General features: G+C 75.3%; 24 protein-coding genes. 3 read left to right on the top strand and 21 right to left on the bottom strand.

Annotated features, from left to right (window positions below):
- Nucleotides 1-45: 45 nt before the first annotated feature.
- The 5 genes from CLV37_RS07015 to infC all read right to left on the bottom strand — a co-directional run bounded on the left by CLV37_RS07015 (nucleotide 46) and on the right by infC (nucleotide 3,515).
- On the bottom strand, nucleotides 46-1,146 hold the full coding sequence (locus CLV37_RS07015; RefSeq protein ID WP_106208457.1) for a sensor histidine kinase: 1,101 nt from the start codon (nucleotides 1,144-1,146) through the stop codon (nucleotides 46-48).
- 47 nt (nucleotides 1,147-1,193) lie between these two features.
- Nucleotides 1,194-1,988, bottom strand: coding sequence for a TrmH family RNA methyltransferase (locus tag CLV37_RS07010; RefSeq protein ID WP_106208656.1), 795 nt, complete (start codon nucleotides 1,986-1,988; stop codon nucleotides 1,194-1,196).
- A gap of 89 nt (nucleotides 1,989-2,077) precedes the next feature.
- Nucleotides 2,078-2,467, bottom strand: a complete 390-nt coding sequence (gene rplT / locus CLV37_RS07005) for a 50S ribosomal protein L20 (RefSeq protein WP_106208455.1) — start codon at nucleotides 2,465-2,467, stop codon at nucleotides 2,078-2,080.
- Nucleotides 2,468-2,581: 114 nt separating this feature from the next.
- A complete protein-coding gene (rpmI, locus tag CLV37_RS07000; protein ID WP_106208453.1) occupies nucleotides 2,582-2,776 on the bottom strand; it encodes a 50S ribosomal protein L35 in 195 nt (64 codons plus the stop codon).
- Between the two features lie 115 nt (nucleotides 2,777-2,891).
- Nucleotides 2,892-3,515: a translation initiation factor IF-3 gene (infC, locus tag CLV37_RS06995; protein ID WP_106208654.1), complete on the bottom strand. Its 624-nt coding sequence runs from the start codon at nucleotides 3,513-3,515 to the stop codon at nucleotides 2,892-2,894.
- A gap of 304 nt (nucleotides 3,516-3,819) precedes the next feature.
- Between infC and CLV37_RS06990 the strand changes: the two genes are divergently transcribed.
- Entirely contained in the window at nucleotides 3,820-4,206 is a 387-nt protein-coding gene (locus tag CLV37_RS06990; protein ID WP_106208451.1) for a DUF1844 domain-containing protein, read from the top strand.
- 29 nt (nucleotides 4,207-4,235) lie between these two features.
- Here the strand turns inward: CLV37_RS06990 and CLV37_RS06985 are convergent, their stop codons facing one another.
- Nucleotides 4,236-5,438: an MFS transporter gene (locus CLV37_RS06985; RefSeq protein ID WP_106208449.1), complete on the bottom strand. Its 1,203-nt coding sequence runs from the start codon at nucleotides 5,436-5,438 to the stop codon at nucleotides 4,236-4,238.
- A gap of 125 nt (nucleotides 5,439-5,563) precedes the next feature.
- On the opposite strand from CLV37_RS06985, the gene CLV37_RS06980 reads away from it, so the two are divergent.
- Nucleotides 5,564-6,121, top strand: coding sequence for a DoxX family protein (locus CLV37_RS06980; protein WP_106208446.1), 558 nt, complete (start codon nucleotides 5,564-5,566; stop codon nucleotides 6,119-6,121).
- Between the two features lie 45 nt (nucleotides 6,122-6,166).
- On the opposite strand, the gene CLV37_RS06975 is transcribed toward CLV37_RS06980, so the two are convergent.
- The 7 genes from CLV37_RS06975 to CLV37_RS06945 form a co-directional block, all read right to left on the bottom strand.
- The gene (locus tag CLV37_RS06975) at nucleotides 6,167-6,883 is read right to left on the bottom strand and encodes an SseB family protein (protein WP_211298447.1); all 717 of its coding nucleotides are present in this window, start codon (nucleotides 6,881-6,883) and stop codon (nucleotides 6,167-6,169) included.
- Between the two features lie 32 nt (nucleotides 6,884-6,915).
- Nucleotides 6,916-7,668, bottom strand: coding sequence for a bifunctional 1-(5-phosphoribosyl)-5-((5-phosphoribosylamino)methylideneamino)imidazole-4-carboxamide isomerase/phosphoribosylanthranilate isomerase PriA (priA, locus tag CLV37_RS06970; RefSeq protein WP_106208442.1), 753 nt, complete (start codon nucleotides 7,666-7,668; stop codon nucleotides 6,916-6,918).
- 11 nt (nucleotides 7,669-7,679) lie between these two features.
- Nucleotides 7,680-8,243, bottom strand: a complete 564-nt coding sequence (locus CLV37_RS06965; protein ID WP_106208440.1) for a hypothetical protein — start codon at nucleotides 8,241-8,243, stop codon at nucleotides 7,680-7,682.
- Nucleotides 8,244-8,270: 27 nt separating this feature from the next.
- The gene (gene hisH / locus CLV37_RS06960) at nucleotides 8,271-8,912 is read right to left on the bottom strand and encodes an imidazole glycerol phosphate synthase subunit HisH (RefSeq protein ID WP_106208438.1); all 642 of its coding nucleotides are present in this window, start codon (nucleotides 8,910-8,912) and stop codon (nucleotides 8,271-8,273) included.
- Complete coding sequence (gene hisB / locus CLV37_RS06955; RefSeq protein WP_106208436.1) at nucleotides 8,909-9,508, bottom strand: imidazoleglycerol-phosphate dehydratase HisB; 600 nt, start codon at nucleotides 9,506-9,508, stop codon at nucleotides 8,909-8,911. Before hisB ends, hisH begins: the two co-directional genes overlap by 4 nt.
- On the bottom strand, nucleotides 9,505-10,611 hold the full coding sequence (locus CLV37_RS06950; RefSeq protein WP_106208434.1) for a histidinol-phosphate transaminase: 1,107 nt from the start codon (nucleotides 10,609-10,611) through the stop codon (nucleotides 9,505-9,507). Before CLV37_RS06950 ends, hisB begins: the two co-directional genes overlap by 4 nt.
- Before the next feature lie 143 nt (nucleotides 10,612-10,754).
- Complete coding sequence (locus tag CLV37_RS06945) at nucleotides 10,755-13,520, bottom strand: sugar-binding protein (RefSeq protein ID WP_146149325.1); 2,766 nt, start codon at nucleotides 13,518-13,520, stop codon at nucleotides 10,755-10,757.
- 194 nt (nucleotides 13,521-13,714) lie between these two features.
- On the opposite strand from CLV37_RS06945, the gene CLV37_RS06940 reads away from it, so the two are divergent.
- A complete protein-coding gene (locus CLV37_RS06940; protein WP_106208430.1) occupies nucleotides 13,715-14,737 on the top strand; it encodes a LacI family DNA-binding transcriptional regulator in 1,023 nt (340 codons plus the stop codon).
- A gap of 19 nt (nucleotides 14,738-14,756) precedes the next feature.
- Here the strand turns inward: CLV37_RS06940 and CLV37_RS06935 are convergent, their stop codons facing one another.
- The 8 genes from CLV37_RS06935 to pnuC all read right to left on the bottom strand — a co-directional run bounded on the left by CLV37_RS06935 (nucleotide 14,757) and on the right by pnuC (nucleotide 23,449).
- Nucleotides 14,757-16,052, bottom strand: a complete 1,296-nt coding sequence (locus tag CLV37_RS06935; protein WP_106208428.1) for an enolase C-terminal domain-like protein — start codon at nucleotides 16,050-16,052, stop codon at nucleotides 14,757-14,759.
- Nucleotides 16,027-16,974, bottom strand: a complete 948-nt coding sequence (locus CLV37_RS06930) for an NAD-dependent epimerase/dehydratase family protein (RefSeq protein ID WP_211298445.1) — start codon at nucleotides 16,972-16,974, stop codon at nucleotides 16,027-16,029. The genes CLV37_RS06935 and CLV37_RS06930 overlap by 26 nt, the downstream gene beginning before the upstream one ends.
- The gene (locus CLV37_RS06925) at nucleotides 16,971-17,903 is read right to left on the bottom strand and encodes a carbohydrate ABC transporter permease (protein WP_106208652.1); all 933 of its coding nucleotides are present in this window, start codon (nucleotides 17,901-17,903) and stop codon (nucleotides 16,971-16,973) included. Before CLV37_RS06925 ends, CLV37_RS06930 begins: the two co-directional genes overlap by 4 nt.
- Nucleotides 17,900-18,865 (bottom strand): carbohydrate ABC transporter permease, encoded by a 966-nt coding sequence (locus CLV37_RS06920; protein WP_106208424.1) that lies wholly within the window; start codon nucleotides 18,863-18,865, stop codon nucleotides 17,900-17,902. Before CLV37_RS06920 ends, CLV37_RS06925 begins: the two co-directional genes overlap by 4 nt.
- Entirely contained in the window at nucleotides 18,865-20,286 is a 1,422-nt protein-coding gene (locus tag CLV37_RS06915) for an ABC transporter substrate-binding protein (protein WP_106208422.1), read from the bottom strand. The genes CLV37_RS06920 and CLV37_RS06915 overlap by 1 nt, the downstream gene beginning before the upstream one ends.
- A gap of 91 nt (nucleotides 20,287-20,377) precedes the next feature.
- A complete protein-coding gene (locus tag CLV37_RS06910; RefSeq protein ID WP_170127088.1) occupies nucleotides 20,378-21,655 on the bottom strand; it encodes an apiosidase-like domain-containing protein in 1,278 nt (425 codons plus the stop codon).
- Between the two features lie 94 nt (nucleotides 21,656-21,749).
- Nucleotides 21,750-22,817 carry an AAA family ATPase gene (locus tag CLV37_RS06905; RefSeq protein WP_106208418.1) on the bottom strand — a complete coding sequence of 356 codons (1,068 nt, stop codon included), beginning with the start codon at nucleotides 22,815-22,817 and terminating at the stop codon, nucleotides 21,750-21,752.
- The gene (gene pnuC, locus CLV37_RS06900) at nucleotides 22,814-23,449 is read right to left on the bottom strand and encodes a nicotinamide riboside transporter PnuC (protein ID WP_106208416.1); all 636 of its coding nucleotides are present in this window, start codon (nucleotides 23,447-23,449) and stop codon (nucleotides 22,814-22,816) included. Before pnuC ends, CLV37_RS06905 begins: the two co-directional genes overlap by 4 nt.
- Nucleotides 23,450-23,482 lie beyond the last annotated feature (33 nt).

Below are 23,482 nucleotides of genomic sequence, written 5' to 3'. Positions count from 1 at the left end.
GGTTCGGTCGGTCTGCCCCGATCCTCCCAGACTCCGCCCGCCGGCTCAGTCGCGGAGCTCGGCCGGTTCGCCGGCGGGCAGCCGCACGGTGAACCGGGCGCCCCCGGTCGGGGCGGTGTCGACGTCGACGTCCCCGCCGTGCGCCTCGACCAGGCCGCGCGTCACGTACAGGCCCAGGCCGGTCCCGCTGCGGGCACCGCCGTGCCAGAACTTCGAGAACACGTACGGGCGGTTCTCGGCGGGCACACCCTCGCCGTTGTCGTCGACGGTCAGGACCACGAACCCGTCGGATGCCGTCACCTCCACGACCACCGTCCCGGCGCCGTGCCGCACCGCGTTGTCGACGAGGTTCGTGACGACCTGCGCCATGCGGTCCGGGTCGGCCCACAGCTCGGGCAGGTCCTCGGCGACCCGCAGCGCGAACCGCTCGTCGTCGTAGCCGGCCATCCGCAGCCGGTCGACGTGCTCGCGCACCAGCAGCGCCAGGTCCATGGGCCGGCGGTGGACCGTCAGACGCCCCGCGTCGACGCGGGCCACGTCGAGCAGGTCGCCCACCAGGCGGCTGACGCGGTCGGCGTCGGCCTGCACCGTCGTGAGCATCAGGCGCTTCTGCTCGTCGCTGAAGCGGTCCCAGCGCCGCAGCAGGCTGGCCGTGAACTGCTTGACCGACGTCAACGGCGAGCGCAGTTCGTGGGCGACGGTGGCGATCAGGCTCGTGGTGTCCGTCTCGGCCCGCCGCCGTTCGTCGGGGGTGCGCAGCGCCAGCACCGCGCGGACCAGGGCGCCGGCCCCGTCGCGGTGGAAGCGCGCGGTGACGAGGAGCTCGGCACCCCCCGGCAGCAGCAGGAGGCGTTCGGGGTGGCCGTCCTCGGTGACCCCGCTGGGCCGGCGGCCGGTGTCGCGCAGGACGTCCCACCACCGGCGGCCCGAGGTGTCCTGCAACGGCAGCGCCCGGCGCAGGGGGACCCCCACGAGCTCGGCGCGCGGGCGGTCCAGGAGTCGTTCGGCGACCCGGTTCAGGTCGGTGATGGACCCGTCGCCGGCGACCACGACGACACCGTCGGGGAGGTCGTCGAGGACGAGCGGGGGCAGCACGAGGGAGACGGCCGACGACTCGGCCTCGGCGCTCCCCCTGGCCCCGGGCACGTCTGCGACATTAGGGCATCGGGCCCCGTCCGCCACCGCGGGACGTTTCAGGAGGGACGGGTGGGGCTCGGCGCACGGTGCGCGCGGGCGCTGGCGTAGAGGCAGACGACGGCGGCCGTGGCCAGGTTCAGGCTCTCGGCCCGTCCGTGCAGCGGGACGCGGACGACGGCGTCGGCCAGGACGCGCTCGGCCTCGTCCAAGCCGGCGGCCTCGTTGCCGAACACCCAGGCGGTGCGCCGGCGCAGGTCGATGCGCCCCGGTGCGCCCAGGGCTGCGGCGTCGGCCAGGTCGTCGAGGTCGAACTCACCCTCGCCGTCGGTGGCCAGGACCGTGGACCCGGTGCGCTGCAACGCGGTCACGAGGTCGGCGAGGGGGATGCCGACGACGACGGGCAGGTGGAAGAGGCTGCCGGCGGTGGACCGGACGCACTTGGGGTTGAACACGTCGACGCTGCTGGAGGTGAGCACCACGGCGTCGGCGCCCGCCGCGTCGGCCGCACGCAGGACGGTGCCCGCATTGCCGGGGTCGCGGACCTCGTTCAGGACCGCCACCAGCCGCGGCTGCGTCGCCAGGACCTCGTCGAGGTCGGCCGTGGTGGTGGGGCACACCGCGACCAGCCCCTGCGGGGTGACGGTGTCGGTCATGGCCGCCAGGACCTCGTCGGTGACGGTCCACACCCGAGGAGCCCCGGCGACGATCCCGGGGTGGCGCGCCGCCGCCTCGGCGGTGGCGTACAGCTCGAGAGCGGCACCGGCGGCCACGGCCTCACGCACGGCCTGCGGTCCCTCGGCCAGGAACCGGCCGTGGCGCTGACGCGCAGAACGCCCGGTCAGCGCCCGCACGGCCCTGACCCGCTCCGCTCGGGGGTTCGAGAGGACGGGGAGGGCGTCGTGGGGCACTGCCGGGCGTTCTGCGTCGGGAGTCGGCGGGATCAGGCCGCGGAACCCTCGGCGGCCGCCGGAGCGGCCGGGACGGCAGCCTTGGCGGTCTTGACCAGCGCCGAGAAGGCGGCCGGGTCCGAGACGGCCAGCTCGGCCAGCATGCGACGGTCGACCTCGATCTCCGCAGCCTTCAGGCCCTGGATGAAGCGGTTGTACGTCATGCCCTCGGCGCGCGCGGCGGCGTTGATGCGCTGGATCCACAGACGACGGAAGTCGCCCTTGCGCGCCTTGCGGTCGCGGTACGCGTAGACGAGGGAGTGGGTGACCTGCTCCTTGGCCTTGCGGTACAGGCGCGAGCGCTGGCCGCGGTAGCCGCTGGCCTGCTCGAGGACGGTACGACGCTTCTTCTGGGCGTTGACTGCGCGCTTCACGCGTGCCACGGGGGTACTCCTTGTTCGTCGGGTCCGCGGGCGTCGGCGGGACTCAGACCGTCCGGTCTGGTCGCGCGCCCGCGAGGGTCGGGGTCGCGGCGGTCCGGGTGGACCGGCGGCGGATCAGAGGCCGAGGAGCTTCTTGATCTTCTTGGCGTCGGCGGGCGACACGACCTGGTCGACCGAGAGGCGGCGCGTGCGCTTGCTGGGCTTGACCTCGAGCAGGTGGCGCTTGTTGGCCTGCTCGCGCATGACCTTGCCGGTGCCGGTGATGCGGAACCGCTTCTTGGCGCCGGAGTGGGTCTTGTTCTTGGGCACGTCTTCTCCTGTGTTCGGTGCTGGGGGTGGTTCCCAGCCTGGTCTGGCGAAGGGCCCGCGGGAGCGTGTCGGTCCCGCGGGCCCAGAGGTCAGGACGTGGGCGAGACTGCCGGCGTCAGGACGCCGTGGCGGCCGTCTCGCCCGGTGCGGCGTCGGCCGGGGCGGGCGCCTCGGCCGGCTGCGCGGCCTCGGCGTCCTTGCGGCGACGCTCCTCGGCCTTGGCCTCGGCCTTCTTCTTGTGCGGCCCGATGACCATGACCATGTTGCGGCCGTCCTGGCGCGGCGAGCTCTCGACGCTGCCGAGGTCGGCCACGTCCTCAGCCAGCCGCTGCAGCAGCCGGAAACCCATCTCCGGGCGGGACTGCTCGCGACCGCGGAACATGATCATGACCTTGACCTTGTCACCGGCCTTGAGGAACCGCTCGACGTGGCCCTTCTTGGTGCCGTAGTCGTGCGGGTCGATCTTCAGACGGAACCTGATCTCCTTGAGGATCGTGTTCGTCTGGTTCTTGCGGGCTTCGCGGGCCTTCATGTCGGACTCGTACTTGAACTTGCCGAAGTCCATGAGCTTGCAGACCGGCGGCCGCGCCGTCGGAGCGACCTCGACCAGGTCGAGGCCTGCTTCGTCCGCCAGCCGCAGCGCGTCCTCGACGCGCACGATGCCGACCTGTTCGCCGTTGGGGCCCACGAGCCGCACCTCGGGAACACGGATGCGGTCGTTGATGCGGGGCTCGCTGATGTGCTGCTCCTTCGTCGTCGTCGTAGGCCGCCGGACACGAGGAAGGCCCCCGTGCGCGGACGCGCAGACGGAGGCCAGCCAGATCCGACGACGGCCGTCCACGGCGTGCCCACGTGGAGCACGACGACGACTGTCGCGTGCGCCCCTCCGGGGAGGAGCGCGGACCGGGACCCGCGGCGCGCTGAGCACCGGGGTGGGAGGAGGCCTCCGCTTCGCGTGCCGGCCCTACGAGCGCCCGTTCTCGCGGTGGTGTGCCGCGGGATCGGGTGACGCGTGCCGGTCGGTCGCCTGCAAGAGTACCAGCATGCAGTCACAGACCACTCCCGGCGACGCTCCCGGTGCCGGCACCCGGCCCGACCCGAGCGAGCTCGCGGCCCGCGACATCGCCGACGTCCCCGCCGCCGAGCTCATCACCACCGCCGCCGTGCACCTCATGAGCGCCGCCGCCGTCAAGTGCGGGCTGGCCGAGGGCCCCGACGCCGCCGACCACCTCGACCTGGCCGAGGCCCGCATCCTCATCACCGCCCTGGCGGGGCTGGTCGTCACGTCCGCCCCCGACCTGGGCGGTCAGCACGCGCGGTCGCTGCGCGACGGGCTGCGCTCGTTGCAGCTGGCCTTCCGCGAGGCCTCCGACGTGCCCGACGAACCGGGCAAGGGTCCCGGCGAGCGGCTGACGGGCAGCGTCGTCTGAGGACTCACCCCGGACCGCGACCGCGGGGCTCAGGACCTCGGCGCGACGTGCGTGCGGGCGGCGACCACCGCGGTCGCCGCCCCGGCCACCACCCCGAGCAGGCCGACGACGAGGAAGGGCGTGCCGACGCCCACCCGGTCGCTGATCGCGCCGGCCAGGGGTGAGCCGAGGGCCGCGCCCACCGTCGTGGCCGCCGCGTGCCAGCCCATCGCGCGCCCCCGCACCGACTCGTGGACGCCGTGCGCGACCAGGTCGACCGTCGCGCTGATGACCGGGGCGCAGAACAGGCCCGCGACGAACGTGCCGACGGCCAGGGCCAGGGGGCCGTGCAGCAGGACCAGCGGGGTCGTCGCCGCCCCGAGGCAGATCACCAGCAGCCACGGCGGGACGGGCCGCGGCAGCACCCCGTGGACCAGTCCCCCCACGACCGAGCCGGCCGCCCACACCGCCAGCACCAGTCCCGTCCAGCGCACCGCGTCCTCCTCGCGCAGCTGCGCCACGACGGCCAGGTCGGTGGCCGACAGGACCAGGTCGGCGGAGAACGCGCACGCCATGGCCAGGACCAGGGCCGTGGTCCACACGCCGTGCCGCGCCGCCGTGCGACCGGGGTGCTCGTCGTGGGGCTGGCTGCGCAACGGCGGGTCCAGCACGAACATCGCGACCGCGGCCAGGCACTGGGTGGCGCCGACGACGAGCATGGCGGCCGTCGTCGACCAGGCGAGGGCGACGGCGGTGCCGGCCGCGGGGCCGACCATGTACGAGAACTCGACGAGCACGGCGTCCAGGGAGAAGGCCGTGCGGCGGCGTTCGGCCGGCACCACGACGGCCAGGGACTGGCGCACGACGGTGAAGACCGGCGGCCCCAGCGCCCCGGCGACGAAGGCCGTCACGAGCAGACCCGCGTAGGGGACGAAGGGCGCCACCGACCAGCAGACCGCCTGCGCCGCGATCGAGGGCACGAGCGCGCGCCGCAGCCCGTACCGGTCGACGACCCAGCCGCGCCAGGGCGAGCTGACGGCGGTCCCGATCGTGGCGACCGCCCCCACCAGGCCGGCGGGCCCGTAGCCGAGGCCGAGGTGCTGCACGACGTGCAGGACGCAGACGATCCCGGCCATGAACGCCGGCACCCGGCCCAGCGAGCCGACGAGTTCGAGGACGACGACGCCGGGCACGGCCAGGACGTCGCGGTAGGGACGGAAGGCCCGTGCGGGAGCGGACACGGCGAGGGGCACCCGAGCACTCTGGCACTCCTCGCGGAGGCGCCGCGCCCGGGTTTCGGCCCCGCTGCGAGGGGAAGGCACCGGAGGTGGTCGAATGTGGCCCACCCTTTGAACTCGCAAGCACTTGGAGGACCCTCGTGGCGAACAACGACCTCGGCCTGCTGGCCCTGCGCCTCGGCATCGGCGGCACGCTCATCGCGCACGGTGCGCAGAAGCTCTTCGGCGCCTTCGGCGGCGGCGGCATCGAGGGCACCGCGGGAGCCATGCACGCCATGGGTTTCCGCCCCGGCAAGCGCAACGCCGTGCTCGCCGGCGCCTCCGAGGCCGGCGGCGGCGCGCTGCTCGCCCTCGGCCTGGCCACCCCCGTCGGCGGGGCGGCGGCCGCGGCGGCGATGGCGGCGGCGACCTTCGTGCACAAGCCGAACGGGTTCTTCGCCACGTCCGGCGGCTTCGAGTACCCCGGGGTCCTGGGGCTGGCCTCGGTGGCGCTGGCCGTCGGCGGACCGGGTCGCCTCAGCCTCGACGAGGCCACCGGGCACGTCTTCAACAAGCGGTGGACGACCGCGCTGGCCCTGGCCGCCGCCGGGTTCGGTGCCTACACGACGATCAAGGCGCGCGAGCAGGCCGTGGCCGCGGACGCGCAGGAGGCCGCGGACGCCCCGGCCGACGGCCCGGGCACGCCCGTCGCCTCCTGAGCCACTCACCGGCCCGGCGCGCACCCGCGGTGCGCGCCGGGCCGCTCAGGCGGGCAGGACCTGGAACTCCAGGGACTCGGCGCGCTCGGCGACGACGCCGGAGGCCAGCCGCTCCCCCACGACCCGCAGCAGGCCGTCCAGCCGCTCCCGGTCCAGACCGGGCACGACGCCGAGCACGACGCGCAGCTCGGCGCCCCGGCCCGGTTCGCAGCGGGTGCCCCGCACCACGGGCAGGTCGGCGACCGCGTCGGCCACGACGGCCGCGACCGTCGCGTCCAGGGCGGCGGGGATCCACGCCCCGCCCCGCGCCAGGGCCCAGAAGGCGCTGCGGCGCACCACGAAGCGCACCGGACCGGCCGGGTCCAGGACCAGGACGTCGCACTCCTCCTGCGCCCCGGACAACGCCGCCTGCTCGGCCGGGACCGGCACCGGGCGCGCGTCGGGCCGCCAGGCCGTGAGCGCGGCCAGGTCGGTGAACAGCGGCAGACCCCGCCGGCCGTCGGGCTGGGTCAGCAGGGCCAGCGCCATGTCGGCGCTCTTGTCGCCGCCGTGCCCGTCGAGCTCACCGAGCTCGGCCACGACGGGGGCGAAGACCCGGGCCCCGGCCAGGGCCGCCACGACGGCGCGTTCGGCGTGGACGCGAGCCACGAGGTCCTCACCGGTCGCCGCCCAGACCTCCAGCGCCCGCGCCAGCTCCGGCGGCCGCGACCCGTCGTCGCCGGCGAAGGCGTTGGGCTGCAGCGTCCGGCCGGCCCACGGCACCCCGGCGGAGTCCGTGAGCCGGGACCCCTCGGTCAGGGCCGGCCCGCCACGTCGAGCGCCTCGGGCAGGGTGAAGCTGCCCGCGTACAGCGCCTTGCCGACGATCGCGCCCTCCACACCGGCGTCGACGAGCCCGCGCAGCACCCGCAGGTCCTCCAGGCTGGAGATGCCGCCGGAGGCGACCACGGGGGCCTTCGTGCGGGAGGTGACCTCGCGCAGCAGGTCGACGTTGGGGCCGCGCAGCGTGCCGTCCTTGGTGACGTCGGTGACGACGTAGCGCGAGCAGCCGTCGGCGTCCAGGCGGGCCAGGACCTCCCAGAGGTCACCGCCCTCGCGGGTCCAGCCGCGGGCGGCCAGCGTCGTCCCGCGCACGTCCAGGCCCACGGCGATCCGGTCGCCGTGCCGGGCGATGGCCGCGCGCGTCCAGTCCGGGTCCTCCAGGGCGGCGGTGCCGAGGTTCACGCGGCGGCAGCCGGTGGCGAGCGCGGCCTCCAGGGAGGCGTCGTCGCGGATGCCGCCGGACAGCTCCACGGCGACGTCGAGGCGGCCGACGACCTCGGCCAGCAGCTCGCGGTTCGACCCGCGCCCGAAGGCCGCGTCGAGGTCGACGAGGTGGACCCACTCGGCCCCGGCCTCCTGCCAGGCGAGCGCCGCCTCCAGCGGAGCGCCGTAGAAGGTCTCGCTGCCGGCCTCGCCCTGGACGAGGCGGACGGCCTGGCCGTCGGCGACGTCGACGGCGGGCAGCAGCTCCAGCCGCCGGCTGGGGGTGGTGTTCTCGCTGGTCACGGGGGGCGAGTCTACGAGGGTCGGCGCGGTGCGCGGACCGTCGCCGCAGCCTCCAGCGGGGCCCCCTTCGCGAGCCGGCCCACGACGTCGTCGCGGTGGCGCAGCGCGGCCCGCCAGCCGACGACCGTGCTGACGACCGCCCGGTCGGCCCCGGCGTGCCCGGCGACGACCTCCCACGGCCGGCGCAGGACCGCGTGCGCCAGCACCCCCGCCACGAGCAGGACGGCGACCACGACGACGTCGGCCACGAGCAGCAGCAGCGGGATCAGCACGAACCAGCCGAGCGCGGCGAGGGCCACGAACCCGAGGAGCACCACGAGCAGGGCGACGCCCTCGTCGAGACCGTCGAGGAACCCACCGCCGGACCCACCGCCGGACCCACCGCCGGAGTGGTGACCGCCCGACCCGCTGGGCACCAGGTCCGCCACGTCGCCGAGGTCGGGACCGTCGGAGCCCTCCCGGCGCCTGCGGCGCCACGCCCCGGTGCGCCGGGACAGGAACCGCCACCGCGGCAGGAAGCGCACCTGCACCGACCAGCGCGTCCCGTCGGGGGCGGTGGTGGTCCGGGTGCGCACCCTGCGACGGTACGGGCCTGGACAGGCTCAGGTCAGGGAGTCGACCCAGTTGCGCAGCAGCCGGGCGCCGGCGTCGCCGGACTTCTCGGGGTGGAACTGCGTCGCCGTCAGGGCGCCGTTCTCGACGGCCGCGACGAACCGCGCGCCGTGCTGCGCCCACGTGATCTGCGGCAGCGGCACCCGGCCGTCGGTGGTGTCGACCATCTCGAAGCGCTGCACGGCGTAGGAGTGGACGAAGTAGAACCGCTCGTCCTCGACGCCGGCGAACAACCGCGACCCGGCGGGGGGTTCGACCTGCGACCAGCCCATGTGCGGCACGACGTCCGCCGGCAGGCGCTCGACCGTCCCGGGCCACTGCCCGAGCCCGTCGGGCAGCCCCTCCCCGGGTTCGGTGGAGGTCTCGAACATGACCTGCAGGCCCACGCAGATCCCGAGGACGGGACGGCCCCCGGCCAGGCGCCGGTCGACGATCGTGTCCCCGCCGATGGCCTTGAGCCCGGCGTTGACCGCGGCGAAGGCGCCGACGCCGGGGACCAGCAGGCCGTCGGCCTCCAGCGCCGCCCTGCGGTCCGAGGTCAGCTCCACGTCGGCCCCGACGCGTTCGAGGGCGCGCACGGCCGAGCGGACGTTGCCGAAGCCGTAGTCGAGGACGACGACCTTCGTCATCAGAGGGCGCCCTTGGTGGAGGGGATGCCTTGCACGCGCGGGTCGGGTTCGACCGCGTAGCGCAGGGCGCGGGCCAGGGCCTTGAACTGGGCCTCGACGACGTGGTGCGGGTCGCGGCCGGCCAGGACCCGCACGTGCAGGCAGATCTGGGCGTGGAACGCGAAGCTCTCCAGCACGTGCCGGGTCAGCGACCCGGTGAAGTGCCCGCCGATGAGGTGGAACTCCTGGCCCGCCGGTTCGCCCTCGTGGACGCAGTAGGGCCGGCCGGAGACGTCGACGACGACGTGCGCGAGCGCCTCGTCGAGGGGCACGGTCGCGTCGGCGAAGCGGCGGATGCCCGCCTTGTCCCCCAGCGCCTGCCGGAACGCCTGGCCCAGGACGATCGCGGTGTCCTCGACGGTGTGGTGCACGTCGATGTGGGTGTCCCCGCTGGCGCGGACGGTGAGGTCCATGAGCGAGTGCTTGCCCAGCGCGGTGAGCATGTGGTCGTAGAACGGCACGCTCGTGTCGATCCGCGTCTGCCCGGACCCGTCGAGGTCCAGTTCCACGAGGACGCTGGACTCGCTGGTGCTGCGCTCGATCCGCGCGGTACGGCTCACTGCTGACCCACCACTTCCTGGAGTGCGGTACGGAACTTCTGCATCTCGTCGGCCGTGCCGATCGTCACGCGCAACCAGCCGGCCGGTCCGGTCTCGCGGATGAGGACCCCCCGGTCCAGCAGGCCCTGCCAGACGGCGTGCCGGTCGTCGAACCGCCCGAACAGGACGAAGTTCGCGTCCGACTCCGCGACGTCGAACCCGTTGCCGCGCAACCACGCGACGGTCTCGTCGCGACGGGCGCGCAGTTCGTCGACGGTCGACAGCAACGTCGCGGAGTGCTTGAGCGCGGCGCGCGCGGTCGCCTGCGTGACGGCCGAGAGGTGGTAGGGCAGACGCACGATGCGCAGCGCGTCGACGAAGGCCGTCGAGGCCGCGAGGTAGCCCACGCGCGCCCCCGCGAGGGAGAACGCCTTGCTCATGGTGCGGCTGACGGCGAGGTTGCCGTACCGGGGCAGCAGGTCGAGGGCGCTGGGGGTCCCGGACCGGCGGAACTCCCCGTAGGCCTCGTCCACGACGACCACGGCGTCCTGCGCGGCCTCCAGGACGGCCTCGACGGTCGCCAGCGGCAGCGCCGTCCCCGTCGGGTTGTTCGGGCTGGTCAGCAGGACGACCGAGGGGCGGTACCGGCGGATCTGCTCGCGCGCGTGGTCCACGTCGACCGTGAAGTCGTCCTCGCGCCGGCCCGCCACCCACGTGGTGAGGGTGTCGCGGGCGTACTCGGGGTACATCGAGTACGTCGGCGCGAAGCTCAGCGCCGTGCGGCCCGGGCCGCCGAAGGCCTGCAGGACGTGCAGCATGACCTCGTTCGAGCCGTTGGCCGCCCACACCTGCTCGGGGGTCAGCTCCGCGCCGGACTCGGTGCGCAGGAAGGCCGCGAGGTCGGCGCGCAGGTCGAGGAACTCGCGGTCGGGGTAGCGGTTCAGCCCGACCGCGGCCCGCGCCACGGCGTCGGCGATGTCGGCGACGATCTCGGGGGCGACCGGGTAGGGGTTCTCGTTGACGTTGAGGACGACCGGCACGTCGAGCTGCGGCGCGCCGTAGGGGTGCTCGTCGCGCAGGTCCTCGCGCAGCGGGAGGTCGGCCAGGGTGGTCGGCTCGGTCACGGGAGGAGTCTCCCAGACCGCTCGGGTCCCTCCGCTCCCTCCTGCCGGCGGGGGGGTCGGCGCGAGCGGCACGTCGACTCCCCGGTCCCGGTGAGAGGGACCGGGGGGTCAGCGTGCCGGAACCCCGGGCCGGTCGGGGCGGGTCAGGTCAGCGGGCGCAGCGGGACGAAGAGGGCGGAGTCCTTGGCCTCGGCGATGCCGCCGCCCCAGGTGAGCCAGCCCAGCCGGCCGGCCCCGTCGTCGTCGTTCACGACCAGGGCGGCGGAGAACAGCCCGTCGGCGGGCCGGACGTCACCCAGCGAGGTCCACGGCAGGGCGACCTCGTAGGTCGTGGTGCCCTGCGCGCGCGTCACGGCCAGCTGGGCGCCCTCGACGTCCGTGCGGGCCCCGGCGGCGTCCAGCCAGCGGTGCAGCTGCGGACCGGCCGCGGTCAGGGCCACCCCGATCTCGTTCCAGGCCGGGGCCTCCCCCGGTGCCCCGGCGGCGACGGTGAACTGCACGCCGTCGCCCTGCCAGATCGAGGCGCCCGTCGCTGGTTGCGACTGCACCGCGTCGCGCACCTGCACGCTGAGGTACAGGGCGCGGTCGTCCTGCGTGAACCAGGCCCGGCCGCCGAAGCCGGCGGGGCGGGTGGCGCCGGCCGCGGCGGGGGTGAAGGGGGCCGCGTCCAGGTCGAGCCCCGGCCGGGCGCGCACGGCCTCGTCGAGGACGCCGTCGACGGTCACGGTGGTGCGTGGGACGTCGACGACGGCGGCCGGGTCGACGGGGACGAACGTGCCGCCCGTGCGGTACGTCGTGCCGTCGTCCAGGGTCGCCTCAGCCGTCCAGGCCCCGGCTGCGTCCAGGGGCACGTCGGCGGTCACGGTGCCCCCGGCGAGCACGACCGCGCCGGTGAGCACAGTGCCCTGGCGGTCCCCGGCGCTCCAGCGCACCTGCCGGAGCGTGACGGGTTCGCCGGAGCGGTCGGTGACGCTCAGGCGCAGCCCCTGGGTGCCGTCGCCGACGGTGTGCGCACCGCGCAGCACGACGGGGTCGGTGACCGTCCCGGTCGCGGCGAAGCGGACCACCTCGGTGCCCCCGCGCTCGACGGTCGCGCGGTAGGCCGCCGCGCCCGTCGTGGTGACGGCGGGCAGCGGCACCGCGGTGGTGCGGCTGGCACCTGCGCCCACCCGCACGGTCGCGGTGGCGGGGTGCCCGGTGGGGCCGGTGACGCGCAGCCGGAACGTGCGGGCGCGCCGGTCGGGGTTGGTCACCGTCCAGGACGCGGTGGCCGGGTCCCCGGCCGTGGTGGCGGCGACGGCGAAGGCGTCGGCGACCGCGGTGGGCGCGCCCACCGTCCCCCGCAGCCACACGGGCGAGGCCCCGACCTGCAGCCGCACGACCCCGTCGACGGGCCGCAGGGTCCGCCGGGCACCGTAGAGGTCGACGGTGCTCACGGGGCCGGCGGCCGGGAAGGCGAGGGTGGGTGCGGTGCCGGTGCCGGTGCCGGCCCACAGCACCTGCAGCGCGGTGCCGTCGGCGGCGCGGAAGCGCTGGCGGACCACACCGGGCAGCGGTGCGTCGTCCCCGACGGCGCTCGCTCCGCGCAGCAGACCCGCCGTGGCGGCGAAGGCCGCGTAGGCGGGTTTGGGCGTGAACGCGCCCTGCGGGGACGTGGCGCTGTGCAGCAGGCCGAAGTTCTGCTCGGTGTCGGCCGGGTCGTCCCCGTCGTCGACGAGATCGTAGGCGTAGTAGCGCCCGACGTCGTGGGTGGTCGCGATCGCCATGGCCTTGACCGTGTTCGCGGCCTGCTCCCGCTCGCCGACGGCGCGGACCGCAGTCCCGGTGGGCCAGCCCAGCTCGGTGATCCACACCGGCCGGTCGCGGCCGGCGGCGTAGCGGTGGACCAGCGCCTGCAGCGCGTCGAGCTGGGCGTCCAGCTCGTCGGCCGGGGACGGGTAGGAGTAGGGGTGGGCCACGACGGCGTCGACGTGGTCGAGGGCACCGAGGCGGAAGGTGTCCTCCAGCCAGCCGGAGGTGAGGTTCCCCACGGCCGGTCCGAGGACGGGCACGCCCGGGGCGGCCGCGCGCACGGCTGCCGAGGCCTGCTCCAGCAGCGCCACGTAGTCGGCGGCGCCGTTGGTGGTGTTGCCGCTCGTGCCGACGTCCCACTCGTTCCACACCTCCAGCCCGGCCAGGTGGGGCCCGAACTCAGCGGCCAGCCCGGCGGCGTAGCGGGCGAAGGCGGCCCGGCCGGCCTCGCTGGTGGGGCCCTGCCCGCCGTCGTAGAGCGGGTTGCCGTAGTCGGCGATGAGCAGGGGGCGCACGCCGGAGGCGATGAGCGGGTCGAGGCGGGCGTGCACGGCGCTGAAGTCCAGGACGCCCGGGGTGGTCTCGACGTGGCCCCAGAAGGCCTCGTCGCGCACGCTGGTGGCCCCGGCGGGCGCCACGAGCTGCTGGGAGGCCGTGGGCCACGTCGTGGCGTAGTGGGTGGCCACGCCGAAGGTCCCCGCGGCGGTGCCCGCCGCTGCGGGCGCGACGGCGTCGAGGACGGCCAGGCTGGTGGTGGCGGCCTCGGTCCCCCCGGCGGCGACGACGTCCAGGGAGTACCAGCCGGTGGCCAGCGAGCCGGGCAGCCGGACGACGGCGCGGCCCGCGCGGGTGGTGGCCCGGCCGTGGGCCGCGACGGCGCCGTCGTCCTGGCGGGCCGTCCAGGTCACCGACCGGGCGGTGCTGGTGGCCACGACCGTGCGCTCGGCGCCGGGGGTGAAGACGTTGCCGAGCCGGGTGGGGCTCAGGACCGGGGCGGGCGGGGCGGGGGCCGCCGCCGCCGCGGGGGCGAGCAGGGTCGTGCCCGCGAGCGCCGCGGCCACGGTGGTCAAGGCGGTCAGGGCACGGGCCGGGCGGGCAGGGGTGGCAGACCTCGTCATCGAGTCGCTCCTGGGGGAAGGGGACGTGGACAAACGTTTGTCCACGTCCGAGACTCGCCGGGTCACCGACCGGTGTCAACCCCCGCCACCGCCCCGTGGGCCGCGCGCACCGCCTCACGCGCCGTGTACGGTCGAGCGCGGTCGCCGCGCGGACGACCCACCGGGCGACGGGGCTGGGAGGTGAGGTCGGAGCGATGCCGGGATCGGTCACGCTGCACGACGTGGCGGCGCGCGCGGGCGTGCACTACTCCACCGCCTCGCGCGTCCTCGCCGGTGCGGGCCGGGTCTCGGCCGACACCCGCGCCCGCATCCTCGCCGCGGCCCAGGAGCTGGACTTCGTGCCCAACGCCCAGGGCCGGTTCCTCAAGCAGGGCGTCAGCCGCACCGTCGGGATCCTCACCCAGCTGGCTGCGGGCACCCTGTCCCTGCCGGTGCTGGCCGCCGCCACCGCGACCCTGGGTGCGGCCGACATCGCCGTGCTGCACTACGACGCCGAGGGCCACCCCGAAGCGCTGCCGGAGATCACCCGCCGGTTGCGCTCGCGGCGCATCGAGGGCCTGCTCATCGTCGGCGACGGTCCCGAGCAGCCCCTGCAACCCCTGACCGCCGGGCTGCAGGTGCCGGCCGTGCACGCCTACGCCGTCTCGGCCGACCCCACCGACACCTGGTTCTCCACCGACGGGGCCGGCGCCGGGCGCCTGGTCGCCGACCACCTCGTGGACCTGGGCCGGACCCGGCCGGCGCACGTCAGCGCGTCCGGGTCGGTGGCCGCGGCCGACCGGGCGCGCGGTTTCGCCGACCGCCTGGCCGAGCGCGGGACGGCCCTGGCCCGGCCCCCGCTGCTGGGCGACTGGTCGCGCGCCTGGGGCGCGGCCGCCGCCCGGGAACTGCTCGACCACGACGGCGCCCTGGTCGACGCCGTGTTCTGCGGCAACGACGAGATCGCCGCCGGGGTCGAGCAGACCCTCACCGCGGCCGGTCTGCGGGTGCCGCAGGACGTCGCCCTGGTCGGGTACGACAACTTCGAGCTCCGCTTCGGGGGCCGCGAGGGCACGGACCTCCCGCACCTGACGACCGTCGACCCGCACCTGGACCTCATCGGCGCCCGCGCCGCCGCGGCACTGCTGGACGCGGTGTCCGGGGAACGGCCCCTGACCCCCGGGGCGCACCTCGTGCCCGGGACCCTCGTCGTGGGCCGCACCACCGTCCTGGGCTGACCCGCAGCGCCGCAACGGTTCAGGGGAAGGCGAGTGCCCCGTCCGGCGCCCGCACGCCCGCGGCCCAGCGGTCGTGCAGCGAGTCGCCCGCCGGGTAGCGGGCCGCCGCCCGCTCGTCCAGCCCGACCCCCCACCCCGGGGCGTCCGAGGGCTTCAACCAGCCGTCCGCGACGAGCAGGGTGCCGGGGAACACCTCCTGGGCGCGCTCGTCGAACTCGTGCGCCTCCTGGATGCCGAAGGCCTCACTCGTCACGTCCAGCGTCACGTTGGCGGCCGCCCCGACCGGGGAGGTGTCGCCCGGGCCGTGCCAGGCCGTGCGGACCCCGTGCAGCTCGGCGAGCACGGCGAGCTTGCGCGCGGCGGAGAAACCCCCGACGGCGCTGACGTGGCAGCGCAGCAGGTCCACCCCTCCACCGGTGACCAGCCGGGCGGCGTCGGTGAGGCTGGTGGCCAGCTCCCCGACGGCCAGCGGCACGGGTGAGGCCGCGCGCACCTCGGGCAGCCGGTCCCAGAACTCCGGGGCCAGGACGTCCTCGAGGAAGAACAGACCGAACTCCTCCAGGCTGCGGGCCAGCAGCACGGCGCGCTTGGGGTCCAGCCGGGAGTGCACGTCGTGCAGCAGCCCCACCGACTCCCCCAGGCGCTCGCGGGCGGCGGCGAACAACCGCGGCACGCCGGTCAGGTAGTCCTCCACCCGCCAGCCGTCGGGGTAGGGCGCCCGCGGGTGGCCCCCCGGCCGGCCCGGGGCTCCGTAGGCGCCGACGCCGTCCTGACCCACCTGCAGCCGCACGTTGCGGTACCCGGCGGCCAGCAGCCGCTCGGCCTCGGCCAGCGCCGCGGGCACGTCCGGTCCGGCGGCGTGCAGGTAGGTGTCGGCCGCGGCGCGCACACGGCCGCCGACGAGCTGGTGCACGGGCAGTCCCGCGCGCTTGCCCGCCAGGTCCCACAGGGCCATGTCGACACCGGACACGGCGTTGTTGCCGACCGGGCCCTCGCGCCAGTAGCCGGTGTTGCGGGCCAGCCGGACCAGGTCGCCGATGTCGCCGGGGTGGCGGCCCAGCAGCAGCGGGGTCAGGTGCTCGACGTAGGCGGTGACCGCGCGCCAGCGCTGGGTGAACGTGGCGCAGCCGTAGCCGACGAGCCCCGGGTCGCTGGTCTCGACGACGACCACGACCAGCGGGATGCCCTCCGGGGCGGTCGCCACCGTGCGCACACCGGTGATGCGCAAACCGTCGTGGCCGGGCCAGGGCGCGGCGAAGGTGCCCGCGAGCGCCTCGGCGGGGACGGGGTCAGCGGACGACGGGGTGGGCGGCACGGTCACTCCTGTCGGGGATCGGCTCGGGCCGGGCGCCGGGGGCGTCCAGCAGGGACGGCGGGGAGTGGGTGGGGCGGAACCCCAGGAGCGCCCGGGCCCGTGAGGTGTCGACCAGGCCGGACCGCCCGTACGGCGCGACCCGTTGCGGCACACCGGGGGCCCAGCGGGCCAGGGCCTCGGCGGTGGGGACGTCCAGCAGGGTCTCCTCGGCGGCCAGGCCGACGACGTGGGCGCCGCCGGGGGCGTGGGTGAGCGCGGCCAGGACGGCGGCCGCGGCGTCCTGCACGTGCAACCATGACCACCCCTCGCGCACGGTGGCCCCGGGGTCGGAACGGGCCGCGGCCGCGACCCGCCGCAGCGCCCCGGTGCCGGCGACGTGCGGGAAGCGCAGCGCGACGACGTCGGTCCCCCAGCGCCGGTGCACCATGCGCGCGGTGCGCTCGTCGACGGCCTTGGACAGCGAGTAGGCGTCCTCGATGTCGTCGGGCAGGTCCTCGTCGAGGGGGAAGTAGGCCGGCATCGGGCGGTGGGCGTTCTGCGGGACGCCGGAGGCGTTGATGCTGCTCGCGGTCACGGCCCGGCGCACCCCCAGCTCGGCCGCGGTGGCCAGCACGGTGAACGTGGCGACCACGTTGGTGCGGAACACCTCCAGCGGGGTGCCCAGCGACGGGTGCGGCACGGCCGCCAGGTGCACCACGGCGTCCACCACGCCCGCGGGACCGGCGAGGACCTCGCGCACGGCCTCGGGGTCGCCGGCGTCACCGACGAGGGTGCGGGCCGCGCCGGGGTGCTCGAACGGCCGGCGGTCCAGCGCGGTGACGGCGGCACCGGCGGCGGCCAGGGTGCTCACCACGGCGGAGCCGATGAGCCCGCCGGCCCCGGTGACCAGGACGCGCGAGGGCACCGCACGCTCGCCCCTCACCCCTTGACCCCGCCGCTGAGGCCCACCCCGCGCAGCACCTGGCGCTGGAACACCAGGAACAGCACCACCGGCACGGCCAGGGCCAGCAGCAGCTGGGCCATCTGCACGTTCAGCGGGGTCGTCGTGGCGACCTTCGGCAGCAGCACCGAGACCGGTTGCAGGGCGGGGTCTTGCAGGACCAGCAGCGGCCACAGGAAGTCCTTCCAGGAGGCCATCAGGGCCAGCAGCCCGACGACCGCGAGGATCGGGCGGGACAGCGGCAGGACGATGGAGACGAACAGGCGCACGGTGTCCGCCCCGTCGAGGCGGGCGGCCTCGAACAGCTCGGCGGGCAGGCCGTCGAAGAACCGCTTGACGACCACGACGCTGAAGGCGTTGGCGCCGGCGGGCAGCCACACGGCCCAGAAGGAGTCCAGCAGGCTGATCCCGACCACCGGCACGTGCAGGACGCTGAGGTACAGCGGGACCAGCACGACGACGCCGGGGACCAGGAGCGTGGCCAGGATCGCCGCGTTCAGCAGCGGGGCCCAGCGGGGTCGCAGGACGCTGAGGACGTAGGCGGCGGTGGAGGCCACGACGAGGGTGCACAGCGTCGACCCGGCGGCCACGACGGCCGTGTTGAGCAGGCTGCGCCCGATGCCGTAGTCGGTCAGCGCCGAGAGGAGGTTCCGCCACTGCGGCCCGCCGTCGGGCCACAGGGCCAGCGGGTCGCGCAGGATCTGCTGGGAAGGCGAGAGCGCCGCCTTGGCCACCCACCACAACGGCCCGACGCCGGTCACGACCAGCGCCAGGAGCAGCAGGGCGTGCACGAGCCCGTACCCGGCGCGCAGCCCGGGCCGGCGGCGTTCCAGCTCCGAGGCGATGCCCCGGGAGGACTCCGGCGCGTCCCGCCCGGCGGGGTCGGCGGGCAGTTCCAGGGTTCTGCTCATCGTGTGCTCCACCTCCTGGTCGCGAGGCCGTAACCGGCCGAGAACAGGCCGAGCGCCAGGGCGAGCAGGACGCTGGCCGCGGTCGCCGCACCGAAGTCGCCGTGCACGAAGGCGTAGTCGTAGACGAGCAGCAGCACCGACGTCGTGGCGTTCTCCGGTCCGCCGCCGGTGAACAGGTACGGCTCGGAGAACACCTGCATGGTGCCGACGACCTGCAGCAGCAGCATGACGAGGACGACCCCGCGCAACTGCGGCAGCGTGACGTGCCGGACGCGGCCGAGCAGGCCGGCGCCGTCGAGTTCGGCGGCTTCGTACAGTTCCGTGCGCACCGACGTCAGCGCCGCCAGGTAGATCACCACGGCGTTGCCCGCCGAGGCCCAGGTCGCCTCGACCACGATGGCCGGCATCGCGAGGTCGGGATCGGACAGCCAGTGCAGCGCAGGCAGTCCCACCGACCGCAGCAGGGTGTTGAAGACCCCGGAGGTCTCGGGGTCGTACAGCGTGCGCCACAGCAGGATCGCCACCACGGGAGGGACGACGACGGGCAGGAACGCCAGGGCGGTGAACAACCCCCGCCGGCGGCGGACCTCGGAGATGAGGACCGCCAGCAGCAGGGGCAGCGGGAATCCCGCGACCACGGCCAGGAGCGTGAACCACAGGGTGTTGCGCACGGCGGTGGCGAACAGCGGGTCGGCCAGCACGTAGGAGAAGTTCGACCAGCCGACCCACTCACCGCCCTGGACGAGGTTGGTGCGCTGGAACGACATGACGACCGCGCGCCCGATCGGGCCCCAGGAGAAGAACCCGAAGACCACCAGGGCGGGCAGCGCGAACACGAACGCGCCGAACCCGCCGCGGACGCCCCGTCGCCGGCGCCGGGCCGGGCCGGCGGCCACGGCCGGCGCGGGCCGCACCGTGCTCGGGGCGGGTGAGCGGGTCGAGTCGCGGGTGATCGGCACCATCAGCGGGCCAGCTGGGCGTCGATCGTCGTGCCCGCCGCCTTCAGCAGCGCAGCGGGGTCGGCGTCGGAACGGGTCAGCACGCTCTGGACGACCGGGTCGAGGGCGGCGTAGACGGCCTGGGCGTTCTTGGCCGGTTCGGGCAGGATCGGGATGGTGGGCAGGGCCTGCGCGTAGGCGGTGAAGTTCGCGACCGGCACGTTGACGTACGGTTCGATCCACCGCTGGTACTGCGCGTAGGACTCGTCCGAGAGCACGCTCAGGCCCGGCAGGCCCACGGCGCCGCCGCTGTCGGCGGCGGCCTGGGCGGTGTCGACGGCCTGCTCCTGACTGGTGTACTGCCGCAGGTAGAGCCACTCTATCCACTGCACGGCGGCCTTGCGCCGCGCGTCGTCGGCCCGCGGGCTGACGACCTGCAGGGTGCCGCCGGCGAGGGTCCCGGCGGGGGTGGCGCCGCCCTGGGGCAGCGGCCCGGACCCGAAGTCCTGCGCGGGGAACCCGCTGTTGACGACGATCGCGGTGTACACGTCGGGCGCGATGACGTACATGGCGAACTTGCCCGCCGCGAAGGCCTCGGCGGCCCCGGGGTGGTCGTACAGCGCGTTGGCGCCGATGGAACCGTCGGTGAAGCGCATCCGGTGCAGCAGGTCGAGGGCGTCGCGGGTGGGTCCGGCGAGCGTGGTGCGCCCGCCGTCCTCGTCCACGACGCTGCCGCCGCGGCTGTAGGTCTGCGCGGTCAGCACCCAGCCGCCGGTGTTGTCCGACGTCATCTGGCCGAACCCCGGCACCCCGGTGCGCTGGGTGATCTGCGCGGCGGCGGCGCGGACCTCGTCCCACGTCGCCGGGGGGCGGTCGGGGTCGAGGCCGGCCTGGCGGAACAGGGCGCGGTTGAGGGCCAGGCCCATCGAGTAGGCCGCCACGGGGACGCCGAAGGTGCGCCCGTCGCTCGCCTGGCCGATGCGCAGCGTCTGCGGGTTGAGCTTGGCGGCCAGGCCGGTGGACTCCAGGACGTCGCCGAGGTCGGCGACCTGACCGGCCTGCGCCAGTGAGCGGCCCTCGGTGAACGGCACGCTCAGGACGTCGGGCAGGGTGCCCCCGGCGAGCTTGGTCTGGAACGTCTGCGCGTCCCAGGTGGTCTGCTCGGTCTTGAGGACGACGTCGGGGTGGGCGGCCTGGAAGGAGGCGACGTTGTCCCGGTAGATCTTCAGGTTGGCCGCCTGGTCGGGCGTGGGTTCGTCGCCGATCGTGAGGACGGTCTTGCCGCCGGTCTCCCCCGACGAGTTGCCGGAGCAGCCCGCGAGGGCGCCGGTGACCACACCGCCGAGCAGGCCGCCGAGGACGACGGCACGTCGTCCGGGGCGGGCGAGGAACTCAGGGCGCAGTTCGAGCTGTGCGGCGGAACGGGGGGCGGAACGTCTCCTCATCGAGACTCCTCGGGGCTGAGGCGGTGTCTGCCCTCGGTGGGCAAACGTTTGTCCTGAGTGTGGCCGGAACTCCGTCACCCGTCAACACCGCTCACCGGAACCGCACCACGTGCAGGGCGTCACCGAGGAACTCCGGCTGCTCCAGCCACCGGTCCCCACCCGTCCCGACCAGGCGGCCCGGCTCGGCGCGCCGGCGGGCCAGGTCGTAGGTCGTGACCTGCGCCTGGCCCGGCACGTCCCGCAACCGGACGGCGAAGGGGTGCGGGACGTAGACGGCCACCACCCCGCCCGGGGTGCGCCCGGCCAGGGCGCCGGAGGGTTCGGGGTGCAGGAGCCCCGGGGCCTCGGCGAGGTCGAGCAGCCCCTCGGCCTCGACGACCTCGCGCACGAACGCCGCGTCCAGGGCCCCCTCGAACTGCGCGGCGACCGACGCCGGGAACGGCAGGCCGTGCACGTCCTGGGCCGTGAACCCCGCCCCGCGCCGGTGCCAGGACCAGACGCCGTGCGCCCCGTACCCCAGCCCGGCCGCCGCCCCGGCCACCACACCGGTCCAGCTCGCCCGGCGGACCTCCTCGCGCCGGTGCCGCGAGCGCCCACCCCACCCCAGCCCCTCGTAGCAGGGTTCGAGGTTGACGACCGGGCGCGGCACGGCCATCGCCCGGTAGTGGCGGGCCAGTTCCAGCGGCGCACTGGCCCACGCCTCGTCGTGCCCGGACTGCACCCCGTGCAGGTCCACCAGCGGGCCGTCGGCCAGTTCCGCGGGCATGCGGGCCGTCGGCGTGTGGTGCCAGGTCAGCAGGGACCCGGGGTCGAGGCGGCGCAGTTCGCGGGCCGCCAGCGCGTAGCGCTCCAGCGCCACCGTCCCCTCGGCGGAGTCGGCGAAGGAGTCGTCGCCGCTGACGACCCAGACGGGTTCGTGCTCGGCGAAGGCCTCGACGCAGCGCGCGACGAGGTCCAGCGTGCGCTCGGCGTCGAGCACCAGCCCGGGGGTCGCCCGCGCCCCCCAGGTTCCCGGGACGAAGTTGTTCCACAGCACGACCGGCAGCGGGGTCAGGCCCCGCTCGCGGGCCAACCCCAGCATGGCGCTCGCCCGGGTCCAGTAGTCGCCGTCCCCGCCGTCGAGGTCGGGGCCGTGCCCGGTCAGCCGGTAGGGCGAGCGGGAGGCGGTGTCGCTGCGGTCGTGGGCGATGGGCAGGACGCTGACGAGGACGGCGTTGAACCCCTGCCGGCGGCGCAGTTCGGTGTGGTCGTCCCACTCCCGCTCGGTGCAGGAGGTGAAGGCGGCCCAGACGGTGTCGGCCAGCAGGAAGCTCGGGCGTCCCCCGGCCAGCAGCGTGCGGGCGTCGGGGGCGATGGTCCAGCGGGTCACGGCAATCCCTCCTCATCGTGGGCAAACGTTTGTCCACTGTAGGGCACCGTGAGGTCCCACCGGCTTCGACGGAGCCGCGGACGGGGCGGACGCGTCAGCCCAGGGGCCGGCCGAAGGTGAACCGGTCGCCGACCTGCCGGTCGATCACCCGCAGCGCCAGCTCCACCCGGGAGGCGACCGGACCGGTGAGGAACACCCAGGACTCCCCCGCCGCGGTCAGGGCGTGCAGGAACCAGTCGGTCATCGCCTCCCGGACGTGCTCACCGTCGCGGTAGCCGTCCTGCTCGAAGGGCACACCGACGTGGTCGGTGACGAAGTACGTGCGGCGAGGAGCCCGCCGACCCGCCTCGGCCCGGGTGCCGGCGGAGGTGCCCCCGAGGTAGCGACACTCCCAGACCGTGGTGGCCAGGGAGTCGGTGTCGCAGACCAGGACGGGCCCACCGGCCCGCGCCGCCTCCTCCTCGAGCGCGTTCTGCCGGGCCGCGATCGTCGCGAAGTCGTCCGGCGTCCAGACGACGTCCTCCATCCTCGTGCCGGGCCCGCCGCGCTCCACGAGCTCGACGGAGTGGTCGCGGCCGTGCTCGGGCACCCACCGCGTCGCGCCGTGCGCCCCCGCGCGTGCGCGCAACCGGTCGGCGACGAGGCGGCTGACCGTCGTCGTCCCGGTCGACTCGGCCCCGACGAACACCGCGCGGACGGCCAGCCCGGCGCGCACGCTGGGCCGCAGGGCTCCGAAGCGGGTCAGCGGGTCCGCCCGCACGAGCGTGGCCGACAGCGGGACCCGGGTGCGCTCCAGGTCCACGAGGTCGTGCACGGCACCGAGCCTGCGGGCGAGTTCGGCACCGTAGGTCTCGCTGGAGAAGACGACGTCGACCCGCTCCACCCCGCCGAGCTCCAGGGCGACCTGCATCACCCGCACCTGAGCGGCCCACACGACGTCGCTGGCGTAGTCCACCGGCGCGTCGCACCGCGCGCCGAGGACCCGGACGCCGGGGTGCTCGGCCTGCATCCACGCGACCCGGTCGGCCAGCGGGACCGTCTCGCGGTCGGCCGCCTCGACCAGCACGACGAGGTCGTCGCAGCGGGAGGCGGCGGTCTCCACCAGGGCGTGGTGCCCCGGGTGCGGGGGGTAGAACTTCCCGACGACCAGCCCCGTGCTCACGCGGCCACGGCCACGCGACGGGGCGCCAGGTCGCGCCGCCACTCGAGCAGCCCCTTGACGCACAGGGCCAGGAAGCCGACGTACAGGACGGCGGTGAGGGTCAGCCCCTTGTGCTGGTACAGCGGGACGTAGACCACGTCGGCGGCGATCCACAACCACCAGGACTCCACCTTCTTGCGGCACTGGCCCCACGTCGCGAGCAGCGACAGGGTCGTCGTCACCGCGTCGGCCAGCGGCACCGTGGAGCTCGTGAGGTGCTCCAGGAAGAGGTCCAGACCGACGACCCCCAGGACGCCCGCGAGCGCCAGGGCGATCCACTGCCGTCCGCTCGTGCGGGTGACCTCGAGCTCGGTGCGCCCGGCCCCGCCGCGCAGCCACTGGTTCCAGCCCCACACCGCCAGGACGACGTAGACGACCTGCAGCCCGGAATCGGCGAAGAGCCCGGCGGAGGCGAAGAGCAGGATCCACAGCAGGTTGTTCGCGATGCCCAGCGGCCAGTTCCAGACGTTCTGCCGGGCCACGAACCAGACGCACAACGCTCCCGAGGCGAACCCGAGGACCTCGGCCCACGTCGTGGGCACCTCGAAGGCCACGAGAGCGGGTGAGTTCAGCCAGTCCAGGAGCGCGTGCACGAGGGGTCACGCTACGCAGGCGGAGGACCCGGA

Source organism: Kineococcus rhizosphaerae (genome assembly GCF_003002055.1).
In the GTDB taxonomy this organism is placed as follows: Bacteria; Actinomycetota; Actinomycetes; order Actinomycetales; family Kineococcaceae; genus Kineococcus; species Kineococcus rhizosphaerae.
This window is presented reverse-complemented; position numbering and strand designations above follow the sequence as displayed.

Coding starts and splice junctions, on each gene's coding strand:
- CLV37_RS06915 (WP_106208422.1), bottom strand. CDS start 20,286: ATGAGGAGACGTTCCGCCCCCCGTTCCGCCGCACAGCTCGAACTGCGC.
- CLV37_RS06945 (WP_146149325.1), bottom strand. CDS start 13,520: ATGACGAGGTCTGCCACCCCTGCCCGCCCGGCCCGTGCCCTGACCGCC.
- CLV37_RS06920 (WP_106208424.1), bottom strand. CDS start 18,865: ATGGTGCCGATCACCCGCGACTCGACCCGCTCACCCGCCCCGAGCACG.
- CLV37_RS06940 (WP_106208430.1), top strand. CDS start 13,715: ATGCCGGGATCGGTCACGCTGCACGACGTGGCGGCGCGCGCGGGCGTG.
- CLV37_RS06990 (WP_106208451.1), top strand. CDS start 3,820: ATGCAGTCACAGACCACTCCCGGCGACGCTCCCGGTGCCGGCACCCGG.
- CLV37_RS06925 (WP_106208652.1), bottom strand. CDS start 17,903: ATGAGCAGAACCCTGGAACTGCCCGCCGACCCCGCCGGGCGGGACGCG.